The 23624-nt window shown below is 38.5% G+C and carries 28 protein-coding genes and 1 tRNA gene; 18 read left to right on the top strand and 11 right to left on the bottom strand.

The window, feature by feature from the left end; genetic code table 11:
• The 8 genes from J2756_RS00420 to J2756_RS00450 all read left to right on the top strand — a co-directional run bounded on the left by J2756_RS00420 (position 1) and on the right by J2756_RS00450 (position 7335).
• Complete coding sequence (locus tag J2756_RS00420; RefSeq protein WP_209581037.1) at positions 1 to 852, top strand: hypothetical protein; 852 nt, start codon at positions 1 to 3, stop codon at positions 850 to 852.
• Positions 853 to 951: 99 nt separating this feature from the next.
• Positions 952 to 3846: a type I restriction endonuclease subunit R gene (locus J2756_RS00425; RefSeq protein ID WP_209581040.1), complete on the top strand. Its 2895-nt coding sequence runs from the start codon at positions 952 to 954 to the stop codon at positions 3844 to 3846.
• A 105-nt stretch (positions 3847 to 3951) separates the two neighbouring features.
• The gene (locus J2756_RS00430; RefSeq protein WP_209581042.1) at positions 3952 to 4323 is read left to right on the top strand and encodes a hypothetical protein; all 372 of its coding nucleotides are present in this window, start codon (positions 3952 to 3954) and stop codon (positions 4321 to 4323) included.
• On the top strand, positions 4310 to 5011 hold the full coding sequence (locus J2756_RS11670) for a Fic family protein (RefSeq protein WP_342593090.1): 702 nt from the start codon (positions 4310 to 4312) through the stop codon (positions 5009 to 5011). The genes J2756_RS00430 and J2756_RS11670 overlap by 14 nt, the downstream gene beginning before the upstream one ends.
• Before the next feature lie 252 nt (positions 5012 to 5263).
• The gene (locus J2756_RS00440; RefSeq protein ID WP_209581045.1) at positions 5264 to 5830 is read left to right on the top strand and encodes a hypothetical protein; all 567 of its coding nucleotides are present in this window, start codon (positions 5264 to 5266) and stop codon (positions 5828 to 5830) included.
• A 119-nt stretch (positions 5831 to 5949) separates the two neighbouring features.
• The gene (locus J2756_RS11600) at positions 5950 to 6084 is read left to right on the top strand and encodes a hypothetical protein (RefSeq protein WP_281063367.1); all 135 of its coding nucleotides are present in this window, start codon (positions 5950 to 5952) and stop codon (positions 6082 to 6084) included.
• Between the two features lie 145 nt (positions 6085 to 6229).
• Positions 6230 to 6514: a hypothetical protein gene (locus tag J2756_RS00445; RefSeq protein ID WP_209581048.1), complete on the top strand. Its 285-nt coding sequence runs from the start codon at positions 6230 to 6232 to the stop codon at positions 6512 to 6514.
• Positions 6515 to 6879: 365 nt separating this feature from the next.
• A complete protein-coding gene (locus J2756_RS00450) occupies positions 6880 to 7335 on the top strand; it encodes a DUF2115 family protein (RefSeq protein WP_209581050.1) in 456 nt (151 codons plus the stop codon).
• Between the two features lie 26 nt (positions 7336 to 7361).
• On the opposite strand, the gene J2756_RS00455 is transcribed toward J2756_RS00450, so the two are convergent.
• The 7 genes from J2756_RS00455 to J2756_RS00485 form a co-directional block, all read right to left on the bottom strand.
• Positions 7362 to 7511, bottom strand: coding sequence for a hypothetical protein (locus J2756_RS00455; protein WP_209581052.1), 150 nt, complete (start codon positions 7509 to 7511; stop codon positions 7362 to 7364).
• A gap of 128 nt (positions 7512 to 7639) precedes the next feature.
• A complete protein-coding gene (locus tag J2756_RS00460) occupies positions 7640 to 8182 on the bottom strand; it encodes a hypothetical protein (protein WP_209581054.1) in 543 nt (180 codons plus the stop codon).
• A 462-nt stretch (positions 8183 to 8644) separates the two neighbouring features.
• On the bottom strand, positions 8645 to 9022 hold the full coding sequence (locus J2756_RS00465) for a roadblock/LC7 domain-containing protein (protein WP_209581057.1): 378 nt from the start codon (positions 9020 to 9022) through the stop codon (positions 8645 to 8647).
• A gap of 15 nt (positions 9023 to 9037) precedes the next feature.
• Complete coding sequence (locus J2756_RS00470) at positions 9038 to 9430, bottom strand: roadblock/LC7 domain-containing protein (protein ID WP_209581059.1); 393 nt, start codon at positions 9428 to 9430, stop codon at positions 9038 to 9040.
• 17 nt (positions 9431 to 9447) lie between these two features.
• Entirely contained in the window at positions 9448 to 9957 is a 510-nt protein-coding gene (locus tag J2756_RS00475) for a GTP-binding protein (RefSeq protein ID WP_209581062.1), read from the bottom strand.
• 74 nt (positions 9958 to 10031) lie between these two features.
• Positions 10032 to 10463 (bottom strand): hypothetical protein, encoded by a 432-nt coding sequence (locus J2756_RS00480; protein WP_209582264.1) that lies wholly within the window; start codon positions 10461 to 10463, stop codon positions 10032 to 10034.
• Positions 10464 to 10472: 9 nt separating this feature from the next.
• Entirely contained in the window at positions 10473 to 10844 is a 372-nt protein-coding gene (locus J2756_RS00485) for a roadblock/LC7 domain-containing protein (protein ID WP_209581064.1), read from the bottom strand.
• A gap of 313 nt (positions 10845 to 11157) precedes the next feature.
• On the opposite strand from J2756_RS00485, the gene J2756_RS00490 reads away from it, so the two are divergent.
• A complete protein-coding gene (locus tag J2756_RS00490; RefSeq protein ID WP_209581067.1) occupies positions 11158 to 11931 on the top strand; it encodes a TrmB family transcriptional regulator in 774 nt (257 codons plus the stop codon).
• A gap of 305 nt (positions 11932 to 12236) precedes the next feature.
• Here the strand turns inward: J2756_RS00490 and J2756_RS00495 are convergent.
• Positions 12237 to 12308 (bottom strand) — tRNA-Gln (locus J2756_RS00495).
• A 238-nt stretch (positions 12309 to 12546) separates the two neighbouring features.
• Between J2756_RS00495 and J2756_RS00500 the strand changes: the two genes are divergently transcribed.
• Entirely contained in the window at positions 12547 to 12735 is a 189-nt protein-coding gene (locus tag J2756_RS00500) for a hypothetical protein (RefSeq protein WP_209581070.1), read from the top strand.
• Between the two features lie 178 nt (positions 12736 to 12913).
• Here J2756_RS00500 and J2756_RS00505 read toward each other — a convergent pair whose 3' ends face one another.
• Positions 12914 to 13117 carry a hypothetical protein gene (locus J2756_RS00505; RefSeq protein WP_209581072.1) on the bottom strand — a complete coding sequence of 68 codons (204 nt, stop codon included), beginning with the start codon at positions 13115 to 13117 and terminating at the stop codon, positions 12914 to 12916.
• Positions 13118 to 13492: 375 nt separating this feature from the next.
• Between J2756_RS00505 and J2756_RS00510 the strand changes: the two genes are divergently transcribed.
• The 4 genes from J2756_RS00510 to rtcA all read left to right on the top strand — a co-directional run bounded on the left by J2756_RS00510 (position 13493) and on the right by rtcA (position 16955).
• Entirely contained in the window at positions 13493 to 13834 is a 342-nt protein-coding gene (locus tag J2756_RS00510) for a hypothetical protein (RefSeq protein ID WP_245315859.1), read from the top strand.
• A 335-nt stretch (positions 13835 to 14169) separates the two neighbouring features.
• Entirely contained in the window at positions 14170 to 14667 is a 498-nt protein-coding gene (locus J2756_RS00515) for a TIGR00288 family NYN domain-containing protein (protein ID WP_209581078.1), read from the top strand.
• Between the two features lie 7 nt (positions 14668 to 14674).
• Positions 14675 to 15859, top strand: coding sequence for a TIGR03576 family pyridoxal phosphate-dependent enzyme (locus tag J2756_RS00520; protein ID WP_209581088.1), 1185 nt, complete (start codon positions 14675 to 14677; stop codon positions 15857 to 15859).
• A gap of 79 nt (positions 15860 to 15938) precedes the next feature.
• A complete protein-coding gene (gene rtcA / locus J2756_RS00525; RefSeq protein WP_209581091.1) occupies positions 15939 to 16955 on the top strand; it encodes an RNA 3'-terminal phosphate cyclase in 1017 nt (338 codons plus the stop codon).
• Positions 16956 to 17176: 221 nt separating this feature from the next.
• On the opposite strand, the gene J2756_RS00530 is transcribed toward rtcA, so the two are convergent.
• Together J2756_RS00530 and J2756_RS00535 are read right to left on the bottom strand one after the other, a co-directional pair.
• Positions 17177 to 18142, bottom strand: coding sequence for a biotin--[acetyl-CoA-carboxylase] ligase (locus tag J2756_RS00530; RefSeq protein ID WP_209581094.1), 966 nt, complete (start codon positions 18140 to 18142; stop codon positions 17177 to 17179).
• An 8-nt stretch (positions 18143 to 18150) separates the two neighbouring features.
• Positions 18151 to 19641, bottom strand: coding sequence for an acetyl-CoA carboxylase biotin carboxylase subunit (locus J2756_RS00535; protein ID WP_209581096.1), 1491 nt, complete (start codon positions 19639 to 19641; stop codon positions 18151 to 18153).
• 439 nt (positions 19642 to 20080) lie between these two features.
• Here J2756_RS00535 and J2756_RS00540 point away from each other — a divergent pair, with 439 nt between their 5' ends.
• The 4 genes from J2756_RS00540 to rpl4p all read left to right on the top strand — a co-directional run bounded on the left by J2756_RS00540 (position 20081) and on the right by rpl4p (position 23612).
• Complete coding sequence (locus J2756_RS00540; protein WP_209581098.1) at positions 20081 to 20704, top strand: METTL5 family protein; 624 nt, start codon at positions 20081 to 20083, stop codon at positions 20702 to 20704.
• A 206-nt stretch (positions 20705 to 20910) separates the two neighbouring features.
• Positions 20911 to 21735, top strand: a complete 825-nt coding sequence (locus J2756_RS00545) for a putative RNA uridine N3 methyltransferase (RefSeq protein WP_209581103.1) — start codon at positions 20911 to 20913, stop codon at positions 21733 to 21735.
• A gap of 51 nt (positions 21736 to 21786) precedes the next feature.
• Positions 21787 to 22797, top strand: a complete 1011-nt coding sequence (gene rpl3p / locus J2756_RS00550) for a 50S ribosomal protein L3 (protein WP_209581105.1) — start codon at positions 21787 to 21789, stop codon at positions 22795 to 22797.
• A 29-nt stretch (positions 22798 to 22826) separates the two neighbouring features.
• Positions 22827 to 23612 carry a 50S ribosomal protein L4 gene (rpl4p, locus tag J2756_RS00555; RefSeq protein ID WP_209581108.1) on the top strand — a complete coding sequence of 262 codons (786 nt, stop codon included), beginning with the start codon at positions 22827 to 22829 and terminating at the stop codon, positions 23610 to 23612.
• Positions 23613 to 23624 lie beyond the last annotated feature (12 nt).

The raw sequence follows: 23624 nt of genomic DNA on the forward strand, positions 1-23624 counted from the left end.
ATGTCTAATTTGACTAATTTAGAAAAACAAATATTTGAAAAATTACTTAATATGAGAAGCGGCTATGTTTTAGACTTTTCAAACAATACATTTCATGATTTTATTAAAACTAGTGTAAATATAGATATTTTTGATGAAAAATATGAAAAAGCATGCGATGACTTAGGTTATGCTAGTTGTTCGAAAGCGAATAGATTAAGATGTTTCTGGGATATAGAATCAGATTCTATTGTTTATAAACTATTAAAAGAACTATTAGAATACTATGAATATATTTATGAAGATGATTATGATGATGAAAAAGATTGGAAATTATTGGAAAAAGCTAAAGCTTTAATTAATGATTCAAATTCAATAGAAACAGGTTCTAATGATGAAGAAGCTTTTTTAGAACAAGAATTTGAAGGCATTGATATTTCTTCTTTAGGACTTGATGAAAGTGTTGTGCCTATAATTAACTCAAGAATTGATGAGATTGAGATTTGTTTGGGTAATAATGCTACTTTAGCATCGATTTTTCTTATTGGAAGCACTTTAGAAGGGATATTATTGGGATTTGCATCTCAATACCCTGAAAAATATGGAAGAGCAAATTCTTCACCTAAAGATAAAAAGGGTAAAGTTAAAAACTTTGATAAATGGAATTTAAATGATTTTATTAATGTATCTTTTGAAATAGGATTTTTAGAGAAAGATGTGAAACAATTTAGTCATTATTTACGAGATTTTAGAAATTATATCCATCCTCACAAACAATTGGAGGATAAATTCAATCCAAACAAACACACGGCTTTACTTTGTGAGCAAGTATTAAAAGCAGCTATATATGAATTATCAAAAATTAATGAATGATTAATAAAAAAATTTGATAATTTTATCAAATAAATACAGAAAATTCCCTCATTCATCACGTTGTAACGGTTAAAGTTGATGTGAGGGAGAGGTGGTTGTATGAGTTCAGATACATCTGAGAAAAGGTTTCAAAATGATATTATCGATCATTTGATGAGTACAGGTTACATGAAGAGAAACACCCACAGGGACTACAACAAGGCATCATGTCTTGACCCTGAGTTGACCCTGAAATTTATCCATGACACCCAGGAGAAGACATGGAAAAAATGGCAGAGGATCTATGGGGAAAAAGCCGAGCAGAAGTTCTTTTTCAGGTTGGTATCAGAGATCGACAGGAAGGGAACCATACACGTCCTGAGAAACGGATTCAAGGATGCATCCTGCAACTTCAAACTCTTCTACCCACAACCCAACAACAACAAAAATCCAGACTCATTCATGAACTTTAAAAGCAACATATTCTCAGTCATAGATGAACTGGAGTATCAGGAAAAGGACAATGGCAACAGGATAGATCTCGTTATCTTCATAAATGGCCTGCCAATTGTAACAATTGAGTTGAAGGACACCTTTGCCCAGGGTGTTGAAAATGCCATAAAACAGTACAGGGAAGACAGGGACCCGAGGGAGAAAATATTCAAACGTTGCTTTGTTCACTTCGCAATGAGTGACGAGAAAATAGCCATGGCAACCAAACTGGAAGGCAGAAAAACCAGATTTTTACCCTTCAACAAGGGCCTTGAAAATCCCGTGGTTAAAGGGGACTACAAAACCTGCTACCTCTACAATGACATTTTACAGATAAACAAGCTCTCCAAGCTTATCTCCAACTTTATCTACATTGAAAAGGACAAAAAAAAGGAGCTTCCCATCTTTCCAAGGTATCACCAGCTGGACTGCGTCAACAGAGTGTTGGGGAATACAGTTCCAGGTAAAAATTACCTGATAGAGCACAGTGCAGGCAGTGGTAAAACCAAAACCATTGCATGGCTTGCCCATGGACTTATAAAGAAGTTCAACAGCCGTGATGAAAGGTTTTACGATATGGTTGTGGTTGTATCTGATAGGAGGGTTATTGACCAGCAGCTCCAGGCCCAGGTTAAGGCCATAGAGAAGGTCAAAGGAATAGTGGAGGTTATCGATGATAACTCAGACCAGCTTGGAGAAGCCCTTAAAACAGGCAGCAACATCGTTGTGACCACGCTCCACAAATTTTCCTACATCCTTGAAAAAGCCCGTGATTTACCAAAGAGAAATTATGCTGTGATAATTGATGAGGCACACTCCTCACAGACTGGTAACATGGCCCGGAACATGAAAAAGGTTTTATCAACCAACAGCTTGGAGGAAGCTGAACTCCTGGACGATGTTGACGATGATGTTGAGGAGGAAATCCTCAGGGAGATAGAATCCTTCCGTAACCTGAACAACATAAGCTTCTTTGCCTTCACTGCAACACCTAAAAACAAAACCCTTGAAATGTTCGGAACAGAAAATGAAGTTGGTGAATACCTTCCATTCCACACTTACACCATGAAGCAGGCAATTGAAGAGGGGTTCATACTTGATGTTTTAAAGCATTACTTGAGTTATGAAACCTACTTCAAGCTCATCAGGACTGTGGAAGATGACCCTGAGTTTGAGGAGCAGAAGGCCAAGCGTTTGCTTCGAAACTTCGTTGAGAAACATCCACATGCAATTTCAAAGAAAACAGAGATCATGCTCGACCACTTCATGAACTCCACACGGAACAAGATCAAGGGCAAGGCCAGGGCAATGGTTGTAACCAGATCAAGGCTCCACGCAGTTCTATACAAAAAAGAATTTGATAAGGCAATAGAAAAGAATGGATATTCAATAAAGACGCTGGTTGCGTTCACAGGAACTGTTAAACACGATGAAAAGGAGTACACTGAAAACTCTATGAACGATATTTCCCGAACCAAGAGCATTGAAAATGCCTTCGTGGAAGACCCATACAGGATCCTTATCGTGGCAAATAAATATCAGACAGGATTTGACCAGCCGTTGTTGCATACAATGTACGTTGATAAATCTTTAAATGGTATTGCAGCGGTTCAGACACTGAGCAGGGCTAACAGGATATATGAAAATAAAAATGACACCCTGATCCTGGACTTTGCAAACCAGACAGATGTGATTCAGAAGGCATTTGAACCATTTTATGAGGTGACTTACCTTAAAGAAGCCACAGATCCCCACAAACTCTACGAACTACAGGACAAACTTCTTGATTACCATGTCTTTGATGAGGAGGATATTGACACATTCGTGAATGCCTACAAAAAAGGAGAAAACCAGCAGGAGCTCCATAACATTCTAAGTCCTGTTGTAAAGGAATTTAAGAAGATTGAAAAGGAGGATCAGGTTGGATTTAAGAAAACACTGAGAAGGTACCAGAACATTTACTCTTTCCTCTCACAGCTGATTCCATTCAGTGATGTGAAGCTTGAAAAACTTTACATCTTCAACAAGTTCCTGAATAAAAAGCTTCCTACCATCAACGATCCATTACCCTTCAACGTCCTTGAGGATGTGGATATGGACTCCTACAAAATCGCAGACAAAGGTGAAAGTGTAATTCCGCTTACAGGAAATGGTGAGTTACAATCTGCCTCAGATGGTGCTGCAAACTACACTGAAGATGAACTGGAGAAATTATCCCAAATAATCAAGGATTTGAACGACGCATTCAACACAGACTTTACAGATGATGATAAAGTGTTCCTTGAACGTGTGAAAGACAACCTGCTGGATAACCCGGAATTAATAGAGAAAATGGAGCACAACTCCAAGGAAAACGTTGAAGCTGTATTTGATAAATATTTCAACAGGGAAATGACAGGACTCCTCAATAGCAACATGGCCCTCTTCAAAAGGGTTAACGATAATGATGAATTGAGAGATAAACTAAGATACGCACTCTTTGATTTGATATATGAAGATTTTGGGAATAAAAATAAAGAATAAATATGGTACTATTAAGCAAATAATTAATTAGTAACCCCCCTCAATTGAAGATTGATAAAATTTGATTTATCATAAAACCCCTAACTTTAGATTGGAGGTTAATGTATGTTTTCTCCTGTATTTGGTTACACCAATAAAATTGTTAATAACATAGCAGGAATTGAGTTTGACCGGGGCACCATAAATCAATCAATGGTTCTTCCAGAAATTGAAGTTATTTTGAGAAAAAATGCCCTCATCAGGTCTGTTCATGCTTCTACAGCCATTGAAGGAAACACTTTAACAGTGAATGAAGTGAACAATCTTTACAAGGGAGTACATGTTACTGCAAGAGAGAAAGAAAAACAGGAAGTACTGAACTACTTTGATTTTCTGGGAAAAATTGATAAGTACCATAAAAAAGGTAAAATCACCGAAAAATTACTTTTGAAAATTCATAAAGAAATATCCAAGAACACCCTAAATCAAATCTTTTGAAGGCCACTACAGAACTGTTGAAGTTAGGGTAGAAAATTTAAGGACAGGAGAAGTCAGATACAGACCTCCTGATTATGTGAAGGTACCTAAACTCGTGAAAAACTTAATTGAATGGATCAATAACTCTGAAAATATTTCACCCCTGATTGTGGCGGGTGTGGCACACTATGAGCTTGTTCGGATTCATCCATTTGTGGATGGTAATGGGCGAACTGCAAGAGCCCTAGCTGCATTGATCCTGTTTACAAGGGGGTACGATACCCGTTACATTACAGTAGATGAATACTATGATAAGGATCGGAAACTTTATGTTGATGCACTGAAGACTGCTGATGACAGTGGCGATCTAACGGGGTGGCTTGAATATTTCACCGAGGGTTTTCTAATATCTGTTTCAAAGGCTGTGAATGAGCTGTTGAAACCTCTGATGATTAAACATGGGGACATAGATCTAACTGAAAATCAGAGCAAAATAATAAGTTTTATCCAGGAAAATGGAAAAATAACCAACAGCGAAACTAGAAACTTACTGGATATATCCTCTCAATCCGCCTACAAAAACCTGCAAAAACTTCAAGATCTTGGTATCGTAACACGAAAAGGTTCCGGAAGATCAACCCATTACATTTTCGGTAGGGTTGATGAAAGATTAAGAAAAAAGTTGATGAAAAATTTAATTTATTATTAAATAATTATAGAATTCAATAATTAAGCTCAAATAGAATTAAAATTAATAATTTAGACTAATAATTAAAGAATTAACTCAATATAATTAGTTTAAACGATTTAATAGATAAAATAAAGAATTAAATTTTTTAGATCAAGTTGATGAAAAGTGTTTATGAAAAGAAAAATTCAATATTTTTTAGAGACAGGAGTCAGAAGAAATCTTTTTATATTCACCTTTTTCATTGAATCTACATGAAGGTGGTGCTTATCCATGGAAAACTACGATATATTAACTCATAATATAAAAATAGCTTTAGAAAATATTGATAAGAAATATATAAAGGTTTGTCAGAGGATTTATGGGCAGGAATACTCTAACAGGTTATATTTTCAGGAAAAACAATTTGCCTATGAATTTTACCACCAGTACCGTATGTTTTACAGTGAAAATTCTTTTAAAGCCCTGATCTTACAGACTGAAGTTAATAAGAGGTATGAAAATTCTCGAAACTCTCAGAAGATCCCGTATTTTATTCTCCACATTCCAGATTCAAGTGACAACGATATTGGAATAATAGAATTTAAATGTGCATACACAGGCGGACATCCAAATACAAAAGAGATTAAAGGGGATCTGGATAGATTAATTGAATCTAAAAGAACTTCAGGTTTGAGATATAAAAAGGCCTTTGAGGTTATTATAGGAACTGGAAATGAAATCAATTCCCAAAAACAGTTGATAAACTCCATGGATAGTGGAGAAAAGGTTAGAGTAATGTGGTTCAACACAGATTCATGGAAGGTTGAAGTTGATGAGGTACTCTGGGACAAGCCATGATTTAAGGTCTATTAAATGGGGTGGATATTTAGCCATAAATAAATTATAAAATTAGATTCTACTGCAGAAACTATCCAGAAATAAAATTAAATAAACCAAAATTTTAGAAGGCCCATATAATGGATGACTGGAAAGAAATCCACAGTCTTGCAGATAAAAGCCGTGAAAGGGAGAAGAAAAAGAAGGAATCCAAAGAACTTAAGAAGTTCTTTAAAAGCTTCAAATGGAGTTTCAGATTCTTTGGAAAGCCCTGAACTTATCAATTCGCCCTAAAACATTTTTTTTACTTCAGCAATTCCCTCCCAGTAACAATTAATAATATTTATATTGGAGGTATGTTCTAATAATTTTGAACGTGTTGAATTGAAGATTTCATTATATTTTAGGGGAGATGATTCAATGGCCGTAGTTTTAAAGGAACTACTGGGAAATTCAACGAAGATAAGTGTCCTTGAAGAATTGATTGGAAAATGGGGAGAATTTTTAACTCTTGATGAAATATCTGAGATGTCAGAAGTTCCAAAACATGTTGCCCACACCCATATTGTGGAACTTCAAAGGATAGGGATACTGAAGGTTCAGGGTCAAAAGTACAAGCTTGATGAAGGGGACAGAAGAACCAAAGCGCTGCTGATCCTGGAAAATGATGAAGAAATCAGGATAGCAATGAATTCAATGGGATAAGGTTCAAGTTAGAAAATGGGGTTCAAAGGTACATAGTGGAAGGTTTCCAGTTGGGGATGGGTTCAAAGTAAATAAATGGAGTGGTTTCAAAGTAGAGAACATTCCTAATGTTTTTCAGGTTCTGAAAACTCCAAAACCAGAACACCAACTCATGATGATAAATAAAATTCTTCTGTAGAAATCAACCTTTGAAGATAAAATTTTAAAACCTTTTGTTCTTAATAATTCAATAAAACTCTTCATGGGGCACTGTTTTTTAATAAAAAGGAATAATATTAGATAATTTATTTTGTGGTATAAACTTTAAAAATATTTTAGGTATACACAATACTTTGGGTATACACTTTAAAAGGGGAACCTTGAAAATGAAAGCCTCAAAACTATTATTGAAACTTCAGGAAGAAGCAGAGCTCTACAAAGAACTTGTTAAAGCTCCAAATAATAATGATAATTCAATAAATTCAGTTATGTCCCGTTACAACTATGTAAACTTCCAGGAGATACTTCAAGTAGCTTTCAGGGGTGAAGATGAAGACATCCCTGAGAAAAGGATTGAAGATCTTGGTATGAGGATAGACCACTACTTTTCAATCCACGCCCCAGATGATGAGGATTTCAGGGGCTTCGTAAAGCTCATCTCAACCTACCTGGTTTTCATTGCAAAAAAACCACTCCATCCGCAGGGAACTGTTTTTGAGGATGGATCCAGGGTTTACAGGGGAGATGATTCCTACATCTGCACAGGGAAAACTAAATTCCTGGAATATGAGCTTTCCCTCTGCAGGTACTGTGTATGCAAAAGTCATGCTTCAAATGGTTAAAAAGAAAGTTTTATTTTTCCAGCTCTTCAAGAACTTTCCAGCTCTTCAAGAACTGTTGAAGCTGTGTTAAAACCTGAACCCGCCCTTACAAGTCCTGCTGATTTTAGAAATAATTCTACTCCAGATTTCTCCATTTTTTCATCAACTCCAAAACCATGTTTTGGATGGAGCACCAATAAATATATCCTCGAAGGGAGGGCCCAATCTGAAAAACCCGTCTTTATCCATGGGGGAACCTAAGATCATGAAGATTTAGTTCTTAAAAAAAATATTTCACTGTATCTATTGAAGAAACCTGGTTCCATCACTCCTCCTCTTCATGGTAACCTGCTGGAGCTGCTTCCAGTGTTATTCCATGTTTCTTTTCAATAACTGCTTCACAGTAATTATCACCCAGACACATCCTCTTGGTGAAGTGTTGGGTGTAGCTGGGGTTCAGTGCCTCAATGGCATTTTTGTTGAAGGCTCTGCATGGCCTGCAAACAGCTTCTGTGGGGATTCCCTCTTCTTTTGCCTGGCTGCATGTGGAACAGCTGGTTATCTTGTCCACAACTCTGTCTGGACTGGATTCAACAACCTCTGCCTCAATTCCAGGCATGACTATGGCTCCAACCACGTCCCAGGCATTTTCAACCTCCTGGGCGTTTCCAGTTGGAAGTCCAATTGAACTGGCTATTTCAGCAATTCCCTTTCCTCCCTCTGCCCAGACAGTTTCTTCCAGTTCATCTGCAACCTTCTCATTGAGGACCTGGCGCATTGCCGCACTGTAACCCATTGCCAGGTCCATTGATGATTTGGCTGCAATTTCCCATTTCACCTCTGCAGGTATGTCATCTACACTCACCATTTCCATCACCTCTACATTACATTAAGTTGAACATGTAACAAGTATCTTACCCAAAGTATGATTAGAATACTTTGTGCTGTAATGTACTTCAAGAAACTTCATAGATCCCCTGAAAGATTGTAGCTACATTGAATTGGAAAACATAACAAGCTTTGGATGATCTTTTTTTTAGCCCATGATTTTTAATCTAAAAAGGATTCAAATTGGCATATTTAATCTAAAGGTTCCAAACTGAGCATATCTAATTTAAAAGGTTCAAACTGAGCATATCCCAACTAAAAAGCTTCAAAATGAATATATATCAACTAAAAAGCTTTAAAAGGCCAAATTCATCATGAAAATGATAAAATTAATTTAAAAATAAAATTTAAACAAAAAATAGGATATCCTACAATTAAATTCGTGTAATACTCGAAAAACTAAGTTTCAGCCTAAAAAAGACTTCAAATAGTATTAGGTTCATCAGTTACCGTAGGCTTCATCCAGTATTGCCTGAACCTTCTTTATGGCCATTTTAATGCGTATGAAGATCATCCCAACGTTCTCATCAGCACCCATGGCACAGACCAGTGCAATATCCCCTGATCCAGAGATGATGATGTTTATGTTCTCTCCGTTGACCATTATAAGTTTCAGATTGTCACCGTCAACTTCTTTAAGGGTTCTTTTTCCAAGTTCCAAGAGTGATGCAGACATTGCAGATATCTTCTGGCTGTTTGCACTTGGAACATGGGAACAGATTATTAGGCCGTCCTTTCGGATTACGTAGGATTCCCTTATGTCTGATTTACCGTGCATTTCATCTAAAACACGTTTTATCCTGTTAGAAATAGCTTCCATATTCATCAATCTTTTTTAACCATTAGCTGCAGGTTGGATCATACCTTGAAGGTTTTTCACTGCCTTTTTGAGGGTTAACCTGATCATTCCAATGTTCACGTTGTCATCTGTAAGCACCACTATGGCATGGTTGTTCCCTACTTCTTCTATGATTATTTTACCGAAATCAGTTTCAACGATGAGCTTTTCAGCTATTCCAAAATTTATGTTCCGAACCATTTCAGTGATTGCACCTAAAACTGCTGCACTGGTGGCGCTGATGATCATACCCTCCTGATCTATTTCACCAACAGGCATACCATCCATGGTGGCAATAATACAGTTTTTAACACCACTAATACGCATTAAAGGCTTTAAAACGTCTTTGAAGTTAGAATTCTGTTTTTCAATACCATTGTAATTCATCATAAACTGCTCACGCCTGATCATTTATTATTTGCATCCGTTATTTTATCTATAAGTGTATCCATCACAGTGTTTAAGTTCTGCTTTATAACTGATGATGTATTTATTATTGGAACTTCCTCTGGAAGTTTTAACTCATTTCTCACAAGTTCTGGAGGTAGATGAACGAGATCATCCTTGTTGGTGGCAACCACGTAGGGTACCTTGTACTTGCCTATGAACTCTATGAGTTCCTTGTCAACTGGTGAGATACCAACTGTTGAATCAATTAAAAATATTGCCCCATGCATACCAATTGCAATGGTGGGCCACATGAATGAAAATCTTCTATGTCCTGGTGTTGCAAAGAGTTGAATGAAGTAGTTGCCATGATCCAGCTGGACGAAGTCAAAGCTGTTGGTGATCCTTCCGTACTCCCCCTTGATCAGGAGTTCCTTACCACTAATGGTTTCAACGAAGGTGGTTTTACCTGCATCCAGGGCTCCAAAAACAACGATCTTTAGCATGCCTTTTGTTTCATTACTTTCCATTTTTTCTCATCCATAGCTTTCTTAAAAAAATAGTTTTTATGAGTTTTGAAGTCTCATAAAAAACAGGAATCTAATCAGATCCTTTTTATATGTGCATGGCATTTGCCTGGTTCGTCCCTTTCCCTTTCCACGTCGTACATGTTTCCAGTTGCATGTTCCAGTGCAACCATGGATAGGTTGAAAAACAGGCAGGAATGTTCTTCAGGTATGTTGTGGGCATCCATGTAATCTGCAATGGCTACAGCAGAGCAGCCTTCAACCTTTACAACTGCTTCCCCATCGTTTATTTCATAGTCCATGCTGCTCACGGACTTGAATTTTTCGAAGTATTCTTTAACAGATTCCAGGCTTGCTTCGGGTGTGCTCATATCCTTTCCAGATGCTACGAGTAGTTCATAGAATCCCTCAGCGCCCTGTCTCCACAGTGCTGTGCATCCCTCTCCCATGGTGTTCCAGAGGGCCTCCATAAGTCCGGTAGTGATTATTGTTCCAGGGTCTCTTTCCATTTTTGTCACTTACTCCATTGCTTTTGCTATTGATGCTGATGTTCTTTCGATTTCCATTAGGACTAGGCCTAGGTTTACTTCTTTTGGTGATAGTACTGCTAGGATTCCTTTGTTTCCTGCGAAGGAGAAGGTTGCTTTTCCTGTGTTTCCTTCGATTATTATTTCGTTTAGGTCTCCTCTGCTTAGTTCGTCGCAGGTTCGTTGTGAGGTACCGACTATTGCTGCTCCCATTGCTGCTAGTCTTTTTTCGTCGGTGTCCTGTGATAGTACGGATGCTATCATTAATCCGTCTGGTCTGAGTAGTGCTGCTCCAGTAACGTCTCCTGGTGCTCTTTCTAGTAGTTCATTTAATATTCTGCCAACATCTTCACGAATTCCCATAAAAATCATCTCTCACAATAAAATAGATTTAATTATCTATTTACAATCTTAAAATTATCTGATTACAGCTGGAGTCATGATTAATAACTTAAAATCTCCAAGACTCTTATATAGATTTACTTTACCTTTCCATCATCTTAAAATTACTTTTTAAGCAAATATTATTACTGATTGCCCTTCAATCACCCCCAATTAATTGTTTTACCTTCCTTTTTGAATGTATTAAATTTTTTGTAACTTTTATAGTGTTTAAAAGTGACAACATTCTCCTTTAAACATTAACTTTATCAAATTGATAGTTCAAAGCAATTGTATGGTGCAGAACAGTTTATTACCAACTTTACAAAAGTTGGGCCTTACATACTATGAAGCAAAGGCTTACATATCACTGATGACGTTGGGTGTGGCAAAACCATCTGTGATTGCCGAAGAATCAGGAGTTCCTCGTACTAAGATATATGAGGTGCTTAAGAAGCTTGAAAAGGATAAATGGGTAACTGTTGAAAAGAGCAGACCTGCTATGGTAACACCAACCTATCCTAGAAAGGTTTTGGAGGAGCATAAGCTGCTTATTAATAATGAGATAGACAGTTTATCCAATGAACTGGCAATGATCTACGATGATGTGATTCAGAAGGATGTGCCCAAGATCAGGGTTGTTTACTCTCAAGAGAGCATTAAACAAATGGCATTGGATGTTCTTGGAAATGCTAAAAATAGGATAGTGTCCATGGGAAGTCTTTACCTTCCTGGGGAACTGGAAGCCTTGAAGGATTCCCTTTTAAGGGCCAAGGAGAGGGGAGTAAGCATACGCATAATCTCAAAACCCCTGGAGGATTTGGATAAAGAAATGGTGGATGGTTTCAATGAGTTTGTTGATGTGAAGGCAGGACATCCCTACTGCCTCAAGACAATAATGGTGGACAACAGGGAAACACTACTCATAATGGCTAAGGTTGAAAATGGAGTTCCCAACCTGGAGGATGTTATTGCAGTATGGATAACCAGTCCCCAGTTGACCTCGTACATGTGGAGTATTTTTGATAGGGACTGGAAGTACCTTGAAGATTACAGGAATAATAAATAGATATTTCTAATTTTTTTTCTAAATCTGGGGTTCCCTAAACCTTGAAGGCATTTTTTTTATGGGGATTCAAAGTTTCAGCAATACTTATTTAATGGTTAATGCATGGCTTCTTAATATGAAATCGACTTTTTTTCATTTTCTTAAAAAATGGTGTAAATGAATGGGTTGCCCTAGGGCACGTGGTTGAAATACCATCAAAAATAGGATTTCAATTTTTATGATAAAAAAATGTTCATAAGTAATATTCAAGTTTTGGGTAGTTAGGTAATGGATTTGAATTTCAGAAAGAGACTTTAAAATTTGAGTAGTCCCGAGCGGAGTCGAACCGCTGTCGAAAGGTCCAGAGCCTCACAGGATTACCACTACCCCACGGGACTATTTAGATTACCAGATAATAACTTTTCAGCATCTGGTGTTGAGCCAATTAAGTCTGGAAGCTCATTTTCAAGGTTGGACTTCATCCTATATAAACTTTGACATTTTGCAGGAATCCTTGCCTGTCATGGGCACACCAAAAACATGAGCTTCGTTAAACTTAACTATAACGAAGTTTAACCATCATCTGCATCAGTAGGTATAAAATGATTAAAACCAGGTTTCCAGTCAAATGGGGGGATGAAACATCTTGATTTGGATCATCTGCACAACCTCCAAAAACATGGAGGTAATACTATTGAACTGGATGAACTGGAACCTGCCCTCAACTTGATGATCCAGGGCTGCACCCAAGTAAGTATCTGTAATAATTATGTACAGCACATCCTGAAAGATATTCAAGGCCAGTACGTAGATGATGATTTATAAATCTTAAATTATAGAATTAAATCCTTTTTTCATATTAATCTGTGTTTCAAATCTTTTCAATAGGTTGATGCATGTAAAAAATTTCAATATGAAAAACTGTTAATGTAAACCCATAAAAAAAATAGTTGATATAAATAAGACGTAAAAAAAAGAGTTTTTTTAGTTTTGAAGATTAGGATCAGGAATTATGGTGATTAAGGATCATTTTCTCAAGTATCCTCTCAAACTCCCCATGCAGATCATCATGTTCCTGATATTTAACCTCAGCAGTTTGAGTTAATTCAATGGGGTTTCCAATGAACACCATTTCTTCACCACACTCTGAACAGTACATTCCATTGTTTGATGTGGTCTTACCACAGATTGGACATTCCATAGACATAGGATAACCTTTCAATCTTAATTTAACTACTTTTATCTGTATTACAACTATATAATATTTGCTTTTTCTCTCTGAATTTCTACAGTAGATTGTGTTTCCAGGGGTATCTACATGTAAACTTGTGTCTCGAATAGAGTTACCATTTTGCTTGCACACTTAAACCAGATCTTCTGGATTTCAAAAGAAGCACTGGTAATATATGTATCTGGAACGTTAATCGAAAACCTTTAAAACCTACAAGATCAATGTAAGTTGTATTTCAGAAACCTTTAAAACCTAGAAAACCCATTTTTACTTGTATTTTCTAAAGATTTAAAAAGGTTCTGAATCATTATATTCAAGTGAAAAAACAAATTATAGTACATGGTGAATGTTATGGAACAAAATACTAAAAATTCAGAAATAGCTGAAAAAGAATTAAAATCAAGGATGAGACTTTTCAGACAGGCCCTTAAGGATGAGGCTAAAAAGAACCAGCTTCATGACAGTATAGAGGGTTCTGAAGTTATGATACGATTTGAGATATACCTGCCAACCAAGAATCCTGACAAATTCGTGGACGGACTGTTCCTTTACATGAACGACGAAGGAAAGATAATGAGTGCAGAATACTACCTCAAAAATTCAGAGGGAATTACAGTAAAAGAACTTGGAGAAAAGGAGTTCAAAGTAGTTAAAGAATTATTCCAGGATGCATTTTCCCTTGAAGTGGAGTAGATACATCCATTTAAAAGAATCATTTGAAAGTTCGATGTTCATTCCATATACGTGACATGTCAGCTCAACTCCAATCAACAAATTGGGAAGTACTCAAAAACTGGCATGTCATTTATATATATTTATAAATTCATAAAATAAGATAAAGGAAACTTGATAGTTCCTAGAAACTCTGAAAATGTGGATGATCTAATGATTTTTTTAAAGCATCTAGATTAACTGAATCATAATTTAAAAAAACCGCGTTAATCACATAATTCCGATTTATACAGATCATAAACTTTTTTCAGTTAAAAGCAACAAAAATATAATTAGAATAAGCATGGAGGACAAAGATGCGAAGTTTTGAAAAATTAAGCTCCCTGAAAGATTATATTCCCTTAAAAAGGACGGAATCTGGGGGTAAAAATATAGGACTCCTTGTTGACGGCCCCAACATGTTAAGAAAAGAATTCAGTCTTAACCTTGACCTTGTAAGGGACATAATATCTGAATATGGAAATATGAGAATAGGTAAGGTTTTATTAAACCAGTACGCCTCAGACAAACTCATAGAAGCCATAGTTAACCAGGGTTTTACACCAATCGTTGTTGCAGGTGACACAGATGTTTACATGGCAGTTGAAGCCATGGAGCTAATTTACAATCCTAACATTGATATTATTGCACTTATGACTCGTGATGCTGATTTCTTACCAATAATAAATAAAGCCAAAGAAAATGGGAAAGAAACGATAGTTATAGGTGCTGAACCAGGTTTCAGTGCAGCCCTACAGAACTCTGCAGACAGTGCAATAGTACTAACACCAGAAAGTCATAAAAATCATATCTAGGGTTAAAATGCTCATAGAATCTTCACTTGACGAGGTAAAACGCAGAGAATCTGCCCTGAAAATTATACGATCCAAGGTAGGTTCCAATGGAAGGGAAGCCATCTACGACTTAACAGGTCATGCAGGAGGATTTCCACTTTTAAAGGAGGACATGGTCCTTCTTGAAACCTATGCAGGACCTGCAGTTTTTGGGGATGAAATTCAGAGGCTTGGAAGGGAACACCTGGGTGGGGACAAAATTCTGGCCCTCAACAGAACAAGCTCAGGAATACTCGCAGCAGTTCTGGCCCTTGTGCATGATGGAGATGAGATTGTGCACTACCTTCCCAGATCTCCAGCCCACCCATCAATACCTAGAAGTGCAGAACTTGTAGGTGCCACCTACCTGGAATTTGAGGACATAAACGACTTTGAACTTGGAGAAAAAACTGCACTGGTATTCATAACAGGATCAACCATGGATCATCAGGTTGTTGATGAAGCCAATTTCAGGAAGGTTGTTGATATTGCAGCTCAATGGAAGGTTCCAGTTTTTGTTGATGATGCTTCAGGTGCAAGGATCAGAACAGCAGTCTACAAACAGCCCAGGGCAATGGATATGGGCGCTGACCTTGCAGTTACCAGCACAGACAAACTCATGGACGGACCCAGAGGTGGGCTGATGGCTGGAAAAGCTGACATCCTTGACCTGGTCAAATCCAAAGCCCTTCAGTTTGGACTGGAAGCCCAACCGCCCCTTGTTGCGGGAATGGTCCGTGCACTTGAAAACTTCAGCCCTGAACGTATAGTTGAAGCATTCCACAAGAAGGTTGAAGTTTACAATGCCCTTAAGGAGGATGTGCCCAGTATCATGGAAACACCCACAGGCTTCATGCTGAAACCTGAAGGATTTAAGGCAGAAGTAAATGCTGCATGTGTGGAGACATGCCTCAGTGATGAGGATCTGGCCTTCGTATTTGCAATGCTCCTTCTTGACAGGCATTCCATAATAACCATTCCTGCAGTTGGAATGCCAGGTGCATCAGCAACTGTGAGGATAGATCTTGCATCAAAAGACGCCTCAAGAATCGAAAACCCTGAGCTCATCCATGCATTTAAAGAAACCCTCACGGAACTTAAAGCAATAGCATGCGATGAAGAAGTGTGCAGGGCAGTTGTGCATCCACATCAGGCCACTCAAAAACAGGACTAAAAACTTAAATGGAACAATTTTTCCATTTTTTTTATTCAAAACTTTTTTTTATTCAGTTTACAATATTCTGGTGTTTAATATGATAGAAATTAATGGAGCCCATGGTGAAGGTGGAGGAGCTCTTTTAAGGGTTTCTGCAGCACTCTCTGCAGTTAAACTTAAACCATTTCACATGACCAATATACGGGCTGGAAGACCCAAACCAGGACTCATGCCCCAGCACCTTCACGCACTCAAACTCCTCCAGGACATGAGCAGGGCATCATGCACAGATATCCAGATAGGCTCCCAGGAATTCTACTTCAAACCAGAATCACTTAAAGGTGGAAATTACACAGTTGACGTGGCAACTGCAGGAAGCACAGCCCTCATACTCCAGGCAGCAATGATACCAGCATCATTTGCAGATGCACCCATCACATTAACCCTGAGGGGAGGTACAGATGTGAAATGGGCACCCACAGCAGACTACCTGAAACACGTTACACTGCCCATACTCCGATCCCTGGGATGCAAAGCAGATATCCTGATAAAAAGAAGGGGACACTACCCAAGGGGAGGGGGTATAATCGAAGCTGAAATAAATCCCATCAAAAAATTAAAGCCCATAACACTTTTAGAATCTGAATTTTCCAATATAAATGGGGTTTCACATTCTGTGAACCTGCCTGAGCATGTTGCAGTGAGACAGGCTGAAAGTGCAAAAAAGATACTCAAATCTGCAGGTTACAGTGCAGATATCAAGATCCAGAACTCCAATGAAGAACTGGGACCCGGATCTGCCATAGTTCTCTGGACAGATGGAAAAACACCTCTGGGTGGAAGTTCAATAGGGGAGCCAAGAAAAAGAGCAGAACTTGTTGGTAAACTTGCAGCAGAAGAACTTTTAAGCCACATATCAAGTGGTGCGGCCCTGGATCGGTACATGGGCGATCAGATCATTCCATATATGGCTATTGCAGGCAACTCTCACATAAAAACAGCACAGCTCACCCAGCACACCCTCACAAACATATACTCTGCAGAGAAATTCACAGGAAAAAGCTTCAAGGTCATTGGAAGTCTGGGACAGCCCTCAGAAATAGTTGTGGACTAGAAACTTTGAGGGAAATATAAAAAAAAGACCCTTTGAGGTGTAAATCCGGGAAAATCATGTTTATCCAATAACATCTGATAAACATCAAATAAATAATCAATGAATATTTCTAATAGAAGTTCTAAAAATCTTAAAATTACTGTTTTTAAAGTAAAATCACTGTTTTTAAAGAAATAAGAAAAATTTAAGGGATATCTACTGTATTTCCCTGTTTTTGGGCACTACTTTTTGATGTGCACGCATTCTCCTGATATGATCTTGTTGAGGGTTCCATCTTCAAGTTCCAGTATGAGAATACCGTCCTTGTTAATACCCACAGCTTCTCCCTTCACTGTCCTGCCACGTTTGTGAACTTCAACGTAATTACCAATGGTTTTGGAGAGTATACGCCATTCTTTGAGTATTTCAGGGAATTTTCCCTCTTTGAATTCACCGTATATTCTCTCGAAGTTAAGTAGGAACTTCTGTACGAGTTTAACGCTTTGTATCTCCCGTTCAAGTTCAATTTTCAGTGATGTTGCACCGTTTCTAAGTTCAGGTGGGAACAGATCCACGTCAACGTTCAGGTCAATGCCTATACCCACAACAACGTAGTCCACCTTATCCAGGGTTGCACTTACCTCTGTGAGTATTCCACAAACCTTTTTATCTCCAATGAGTATGTCGTTAGGCCATTTTATTCCAACATCAAGTTTGCACTCATTTTTAAGGGTTTCGGCCACTGCAACACCTGTTACAAGTGTCAGCTGTGGTGCGTTCATTGGTGGTATTTCAGGTCGGAGTATCATGCTCATCCAGACACCACCCTCTGGTGACACCCATTTCTTTCCACGCCTTCCTCGGCCCCTGCTTTGACTTTCGGCTACAACAAGGGTCCCCTCTGGAGAACCTTCCTCTGCAAGTTGTTTAGCAACTTCGTTGGTTGAATCAACCTTCTTGAAGTAGTGAACTTCATGCCCCATGAACTCGGTTTCAAGGTTCCTTTTAAGCTCATAGGGCAGGAGGAGATTGGGAGTTTCCTTAAGGCAGTAACCTTCTTTGCCAGATAACTCTATAACATATCCATCATCCTTCAGGGATTCAATTTGATCAAGAACTTCTTCCTTGGAAATATCCAGTTTGGATGCAATATCCTCACCTGAAACACAGTTTTCATGCAGGGTCTTTAATATGTTTTGTTTAACCATTTAACCACCTATTTCTCCTCTTTTTGACCAATTGAATGGGCCATATAATTTGAAACAGCTCCAGAAACAGCTGCAATCTTCTTGGATGGTAAGAATGTTGATTTAAGACGTGCTTCCATTTCTTTATCTGCAATTAAAACTTTTTCCATATTTTCAGCTATTTCCTGTTTGTGTTCATCCACGAAGTGTGTGTGAAGCTGTGCCTGCCTGAAATGTATGTTATTCATCATGGACTTGTGGAATGGAATGGTTGTTTTAACACCGAGAATAACGTACTCAGATAGTGCACGTTTCATACGTGCAATTGCCTCGTTACGTGTTCTTCCCCATACTATGAGTTTGGATATCATTGAATCGTAGTAGGGGGGTATGGTGTAGTTCATGTAAACACCACTGTCCACACGGACACCAGTACCTCCTGGAGACCTGTAACCTGTGATTTTACCAGGGTTAGGTGCAAAATCATTTAACGGGTCTTCAGCATTTATACGACACTCTATGGCATGTCCATGGACATGTATTTCATCCTGACTGCAGCAGAGTTCTCTTCCAGCTGCAATTTTTATTTGTTCCTTCACAAGGTCCACGCCTGTCACGAACTCTGTTATTGGATGCTCCACCTGTATACGGGTGTTCATCTCAAGGAAGTAGAACTTTCCATCTGAATATATGAATTCAACTGTACCTGCATTTGTGTAACCAATGGATGCAGCTGCCTTAACCGCTGCAGAACCCATTTTATCCCGGAGTTCCTCAGTCATGATTGGGGATGGTGCCTCTTCTATCAGTTTCTGATGCCTTCTCTGGATTGAACACTCTCTGTCTGCAACGTGTATGGTGTTGCCGTGTTCATCTGCAAGTATCTGGAACTCTATGTGCCTTGGTTCCTCTATGTACTTCTCTATGTACACTGTGGAGTCTCCGAAGGCTGAAGCAGCCACGGATTTTGTGGACTCTATTGCCCTTACGAGTTCATCCTCCTCGTAAACTGTCCTCATACCTATGCCCCCACCACCTGCAGATGCCTTAACAATTATGGGGTAGCCTATGGATTCTGCCATGGAAACTGCTTCATCTATACTGCTTATTCCTTTACTGGCACCGGGTACAACAGGAACACCTGCTTTCTGCATGAGCTTTTTAGATTCGATCTTACTTCCCATTGCATTTATAACTGAACCTTCAGGTCCTATGAGTTTTATGCCGTGTTTTTTACATTCATCTCCAAGGCGGGAATTCTCAGCAAGGAACCCGTAGCCTGGATGTATGGCTTCTGCACCAGATTTCTCTGCAACATCGATTATCCTGTCGATGTTCAGGTAACTTTTAGCTGGTGCTGGTTCACCTATGTTGTAGGCTTCATCTGCATACTTGGCAAAAAGTGAGTTATTATCAGCATCTGAATAAACTGCAACACTTTTAACATCCAGTTCTCTGCAAGCCCTCATTACTCGTATGGCAATTTCGCCTCGGTTTGCAATCAAAACCTTTTTAAACATGATATCGTCCTGTGGTGTTTTTTTAGTTCCACTTGTCTTTTCCTCTGGTTTTAAAACATTTTTTACCTAATAATATTATCTATTTTTAAGTATATTTATTTAATCCTATTTACTTGTATCATGATCCAGTGCAATATTTTCCCTAGCACTATCCCCATATATTATATATGAAATCAAGTTGGGGTCTGGAAAAAATATACCCAATAGAGAAACATCTCTAATAATATATAATAGGAATTAAAATAGATTTTCTAAAAAATACAATTTCTAAGGATATATGAATTAAAGGATATATGAATTAATCTATGAACTCCCTGTAGTTGAGAGGATCATCTAATCAGGGATCAAAGAGTTAAATCAGGATTAATAAACTAAGTTTTGAGTAAATAAATTAATTAAAATATATCAATTAATTATTCATCAATTAAAAGGTTTTGAAATGTTCAAAAAGAAAAAACAGCTTGAGATGATCCTTCAGCAGATCCCGGGACACACAGATCCCAGGGCGGATCTGGAACAGTACTCAACACCATCAAACATTGCTGCAGACATGCTCTGGAATGCGGCTGCAATTGGGGATCTGGAAGGGTTTAAGGTTGTTGATCTTGGCTGTGGAACAGGAATATTTGCACTGGGTGCAGCACTCATGGGTGCATCAGAATCCGTGGGTGTTGATGTTGATGGAAGAGCTTTGAAGGTTGCAGAATCATATGCTTCCAGAATGGGGATTGAAGATAGGGTTAAATTTGTAGAGGCCAATGTCAAGGACTTTGCTGAACCTGCAGATACCGTGATCCAGAACCCGCCCTTCGGGGCTCAAAAAGCCCATAGCAAGGAAGCTGACAGAATTTTCATGGAAAAAGCAGTTCAAACAGCTCCTGTGGTTTATTCATTTCACATGAAGGAGACTGAAAGCTTTGTGGAAAAATTTTTCAACTCACTGGGCATGGAGGTCACCCACAGATTTTACTACTCCTTCCCAATACCCAGGATCTATGATTTTCACCAGAAGGAAAAGGTCCATGTGAGGGTTGTTGTTTTAAGGGTTCAAAGGAAGGGTTGAAAAAATCCCCTCCAGAATATAAAGATTTAAATAGTAAATGCAACTAATAATATTTTAATATGCTTGGAGGATGAAATATAATCTTTTATCTTCTTTAAATAGAGGAAACAATGCCCATCATTCCTCAATTCATCATATAATTCTTTTGTTTAACTGGAAAAAATCCTCCAAATAGTATATAAAAGGATAAAAACAAACATTTAAAGATGGAACAAAATCATATTACTATCTTTATCCCGGCTTCAATCCTAGCTGAAACAAAAGATTTAAGAATAAGAACATACAAAGTAGGCCTGATTGGAAGATCTGCAGCCCTATTTAAGGTTGACAGAATCGTGGTTTACAACGATAATTCCCAAAAAGAAGACGTAAAGTTTATTAGTGATGTCCTCACTTATATGAATACGCCTCAATATCTAAGAAAACAGGTATTTCCTATAACAAGGGAACTTCGAAACGTTGGCATTCTTCCGCCGCTTAGAACTCCCCATCACCCAACTGGAGAACTCCATGAAGGTGACTATAGACAGGGATTAACAATTAAAAGAACCAAAAAAGGCACCATAGTTGATATCGGTGCTGATAAGCTTGCTCTTTGTAAAGAGAAACTCAGCGTAAATAAGGTGCTGAGCTTCAGGGTTTCAAAGCTCGCAAAAGAGATAACCATAGTGCCAGACACCCCAGATTTCTATTGGGGTTATGATACAATATCTACTTATAAAAATTTACATGAAAGTATACAATCGCTGAAACCAAAACCTGAATTGGTTATTGGAACATCGAGGTATGCAGCGCCCATCACTTCTGTTTTAGACGAAGTAAAAGAACGTTTAAAGGGCTCCAAACACACTGCTATTTTGTTTGGTGGTCCGTATTCAGGCTTACATGATCTCATTCCCAGCCAGAAGGAAAAGGAACTCATAGATCTTGAAGTTAACACAGTTCCCTCACAGGGGACTAAAACTGTAAGGACTGAAGAGGCGGTTTTATCAACTTTATCTGTGTTTAACTTGCTCTTAAACTCAGAGTAACTCATATTGAATATATTTGGAAACTAATTTGAAAGTAAGGAGGTAAATTAAATGACTAGACATCATCAACCAAGAAAAGGATCAGTTGCATTTAGTCCTAGAAAAAGAGCGGCTAAAGAATCACCAAGAATAAACGCTTGGCCTGAGACAGAAGAAACATGTCTCTTAGGATTCCCAGGCTACAAGGTGGGCATGACCCACGTCACAATGCTTGACACAATAAAAGGTTCACCAACAGAGGGACTGGAAGTATCTACACCAGTAACCATACTGGAAGCTCCAGCTGTTGTTGCCATGGGTATAAGGGCCTACAGAAAGGACACCCGTGGACTTAAAACCATGACAGATATTATTGCAGCAGGCCTTGAGGGAGACATTGAAAGGACAATAACCCCACCAAAAGAGGATAAGGTTCAGGCAAAAATAGCTGAACTCAGGGAAAAACTTGATGAAGTGGAAGATATAAGGGTTTTAATCCATACCAAACCAAAACTTGCAAGCATCCCAAAGAAAAGACCTGAGATACTTGAATTTGGAATCGGTGGAAAAACAGTTGCAGAAAAACTTGACTATGCTGAAAGCGTTCTTGGAAAGGAAATAACTCCTCAGGACACATTCAACGATGGGGAACACGCTGACGCAGTTGCAGTAACCAAGGGTAAAGGATTCCAGGGACCAGTAAAAAGGTTCGGTGTCAGGATACAGTACGGTAAAGCTGCAAGAAGTAGTAAAAAAAGGCACGTTGGTTCGATTGGACCATGGACACCTGCAAGGACCATGTGGACAGTTGCAATGGCTGGTCAGATGGGATACCATAAAAGGACAGAATTTAACAAGAAAATCCTAAAAGTAGGAGATGTGTCTGAAGCAGATGCAGTAAACCCCGAAGGAGGATTCGTTAAATACGGCCTCGTTAAAAATGGTTACTTCATGGTTAAAGGTTCAGTTCCAGGACCATCAAAAAGGCTTATAGTTCTAAGAAAAGCCATAAGGCCACACGGAAAACATGATGACGTTCCTCAGATATCATACATAAGTACAGCTTCAAAACAGGGAGTTTAAGTTTAACAATTAAGGACAAGTGATTTAAAATGGAGAAGATCAAGGTTTATTCATTGGAAGGTGAAGTCATAGACGAAATTGAACTTCCTGAAATTTTCATGGAAGAATTCAGACCTGACCTGATAAAAAGGGCAGTCATATCCTCACAAACAGCCAGGGTACAACCATGGGGAGCAAACCCAAGGGCTGGTATGAGGACAACTGCAAAATCCTTTGGTTCAGGCCGAGGTGCAGCAATGGTGCCACGTGTAAAAGGTTCAAGGCACCCAGCAGCTTCAAAAGCAGCCCGTATACCACAGGCAACTGGCGGTAGAAAAGCCCACCCACCAAAAGTTCAGAAAAATATTCACGAAAAAATAAACAGGAAAGAAAGAAGACTCGCAATAAGGTCTGCAGTTGCAGCAACAGCAAACAGGGACATTGTAGCAGCAAGGGGCCACAGAATTGAGGGTCTTGCTCAGATACCATTCGTTGTTGATGATGAACTTGCAACTGTCAAAAGGACAAAAGAAACCCGTGAAATATTTGAAAAACTCGGAATAATGGATGATGTTCTACGTGCTAAAAACGGCCGTAACATCAGGGCAGGAAGAGGTAAAACAAGGGGAAGAAAATACAAAAATACAAAAGGACCTTTAGTGGTTGTTGCAGAGGATAAAGGAATAAGCCTCGGTGCAAGAAACCATGCAGGAATAGATGTTGTCAGTGTTGAAAACCTCAACGCAGAACTTCTAGCCCCTGGTACTCACCCTGGAAGACTCACAATTTACACAAAATCAGCTGCCCTAAAATTAGGAGAGCTTTTCAAGCAATAAAAAAGGGAGTTG

The organism is Methanobacterium aggregans (genome assembly GCF_017874455.1).
Lineage (GTDB): Archaea > Methanobacteriota > Methanobacteria > Methanobacteriales > Methanobacteriaceae > Methanobacterium_C > Methanobacterium_C aggregans.

Coding starts and splice junctions, on each gene's coding strand:
- J2756_RS00485 (WP_209581064.1), bottom strand. CDS start 10,844: ATGGGAATTCGTGAAGATGTTGGCAGAATATTAAATGAACTACTAGAA.
- J2756_RS00520 (WP_209581088.1), top strand. CDS start 14,675: ATGCTCATAGAATCTTCACTTGACGAGGTAAAACGCAGAGAATCTGCC.
- J2756_RS00490 (WP_209581067.1), top strand. CDS start 11,158: ATGGTGCAGAACAGTTTATTACCAACTTTACAAAAGTTGGGCCTTACA.
- J2756_RS00475 (WP_209581062.1), bottom strand. CDS start 9,957: ATGGAAAGTAATGAAACAAAAGGCATGCTAAAGATCGTTGTTTTTGGA.
- J2756_RS00420 (WP_209581037.1), top strand. CDS start 1: ATGTCTAATTTGACTAATTTAGAAAAACAAATATTTGAAAAATTACTT.
- J2756_RS00535 (WP_209581096.1), bottom strand. CDS start 19,641: ATGTTTAAAAAGGTTTTGATTGCAAACCGAGGCGAAATTGCCATACGA.
- J2756_RS00540 (WP_209581098.1), top strand. CDS start 20,081: ATGTTCAAAAAGAAAAAACAGCTTGAGATGATCCTTCAGCAGATCCCG.
- J2756_RS00515 (WP_209581078.1), top strand. CDS start 14,170: ATGCGAAGTTTTGAAAAATTAAGCTCCCTGAAAGATTATATTCCCTTA.
- J2756_RS00430 (WP_209581042.1), top strand. CDS start 3,952: ATGTTTTCTCCTGTATTTGGTTACACCAATAAAATTGTTAATAACATA.
- J2756_RS11600 (WP_281063367.1), top strand. CDS start 5,950: ATGGATGACTGGAAAGAAATCCACAGTCTTGCAGATAAAAGCCGTGAA.
- J2756_RS00460 (WP_209581054.1), bottom strand. CDS start 8,182: ATGGTGAGTGTAGATGACATACCTGCAGAGGTGAAATGGGAAATTGCA.
- rpl3p (WP_209581105.1), top strand. CDS start 21,787: ATGACTAGACATCATCAACCAAGAAAAGGATCAGTTGCATTTAGTCCT.
- J2756_RS00500 (WP_209581070.1), top strand. CDS start 12,547: ATGAAACATCTTGATTTGGATCATCTGCACAACCTCCAAAAACATGGA.
- J2756_RS00450 (WP_209581050.1), top strand. CDS start 6,880: ATGAAAGCCTCAAAACTATTATTGAAACTTCAGGAAGAAGCAGAGCTC.
- J2756_RS00470 (WP_209581059.1), bottom strand. CDS start 9,430: ATGATGAATTACAATGGTATTGAAAAACAGAATTCTAACTTCAAAGAC.
- J2756_RS00545 (WP_209581103.1), top strand. CDS start 20,911: ATGGAACAAAATCATATTACTATCTTTATCCCGGCTTCAATCCTAGCT.
- J2756_RS00480 (WP_209582264.1), bottom strand. CDS start 10,463: ATGGAAAGAGACCCTGGAACAATAATCACTACCGGACTTATGGAGGCC.
- J2756_RS00465 (WP_209581057.1), bottom strand. CDS start 9,022: ATGGAAGCTATTTCTAACAGGATAAAACGTGTTTTAGATGAAATGCAC.
- J2756_RS00530 (WP_209581094.1), bottom strand. CDS start 18,142: ATGGTTAAACAAAACATATTAAAGACCCTGCATGAAAACTGTGTTTCA.
- rpl4p (WP_209581108.1), top strand. CDS start 22,827: ATGGAGAAGATCAAGGTTTATTCATTGGAAGGTGAAGTCATAGACGAA.
- J2756_RS00510 (WP_245315859.1), top strand. CDS start 13,493: ATGGAACAAAATACTAAAAATTCAGAAATAGCTGAAAAAGAATTAAAA.
- J2756_RS00505 (WP_209581072.1), bottom strand. CDS start 13,117: ATGTCTATGGAATGTCCAATCTGTGGTAAGACCACATCAAACAATGGA.
- J2756_RS00445 (WP_209581048.1), top strand. CDS start 6,230: ATGGCCGTAGTTTTAAAGGAACTACTGGGAAATTCAACGAAGATAAGT.
- J2756_RS00440 (WP_209581045.1), top strand. CDS start 5,264: ATGGAAAACTACGATATATTAACTCATAATATAAAAATAGCTTTAGAA.
- J2756_RS00425 (WP_209581040.1), top strand. CDS start 952: ATGAGTTCAGATACATCTGAGAAAAGGTTTCAAAATGATATTATCGAT.
- rtcA (WP_209581091.1), top strand. CDS start 15,939: ATGATAGAAATTAATGGAGCCCATGGTGAAGGTGGAGGAGCTCTTTTA.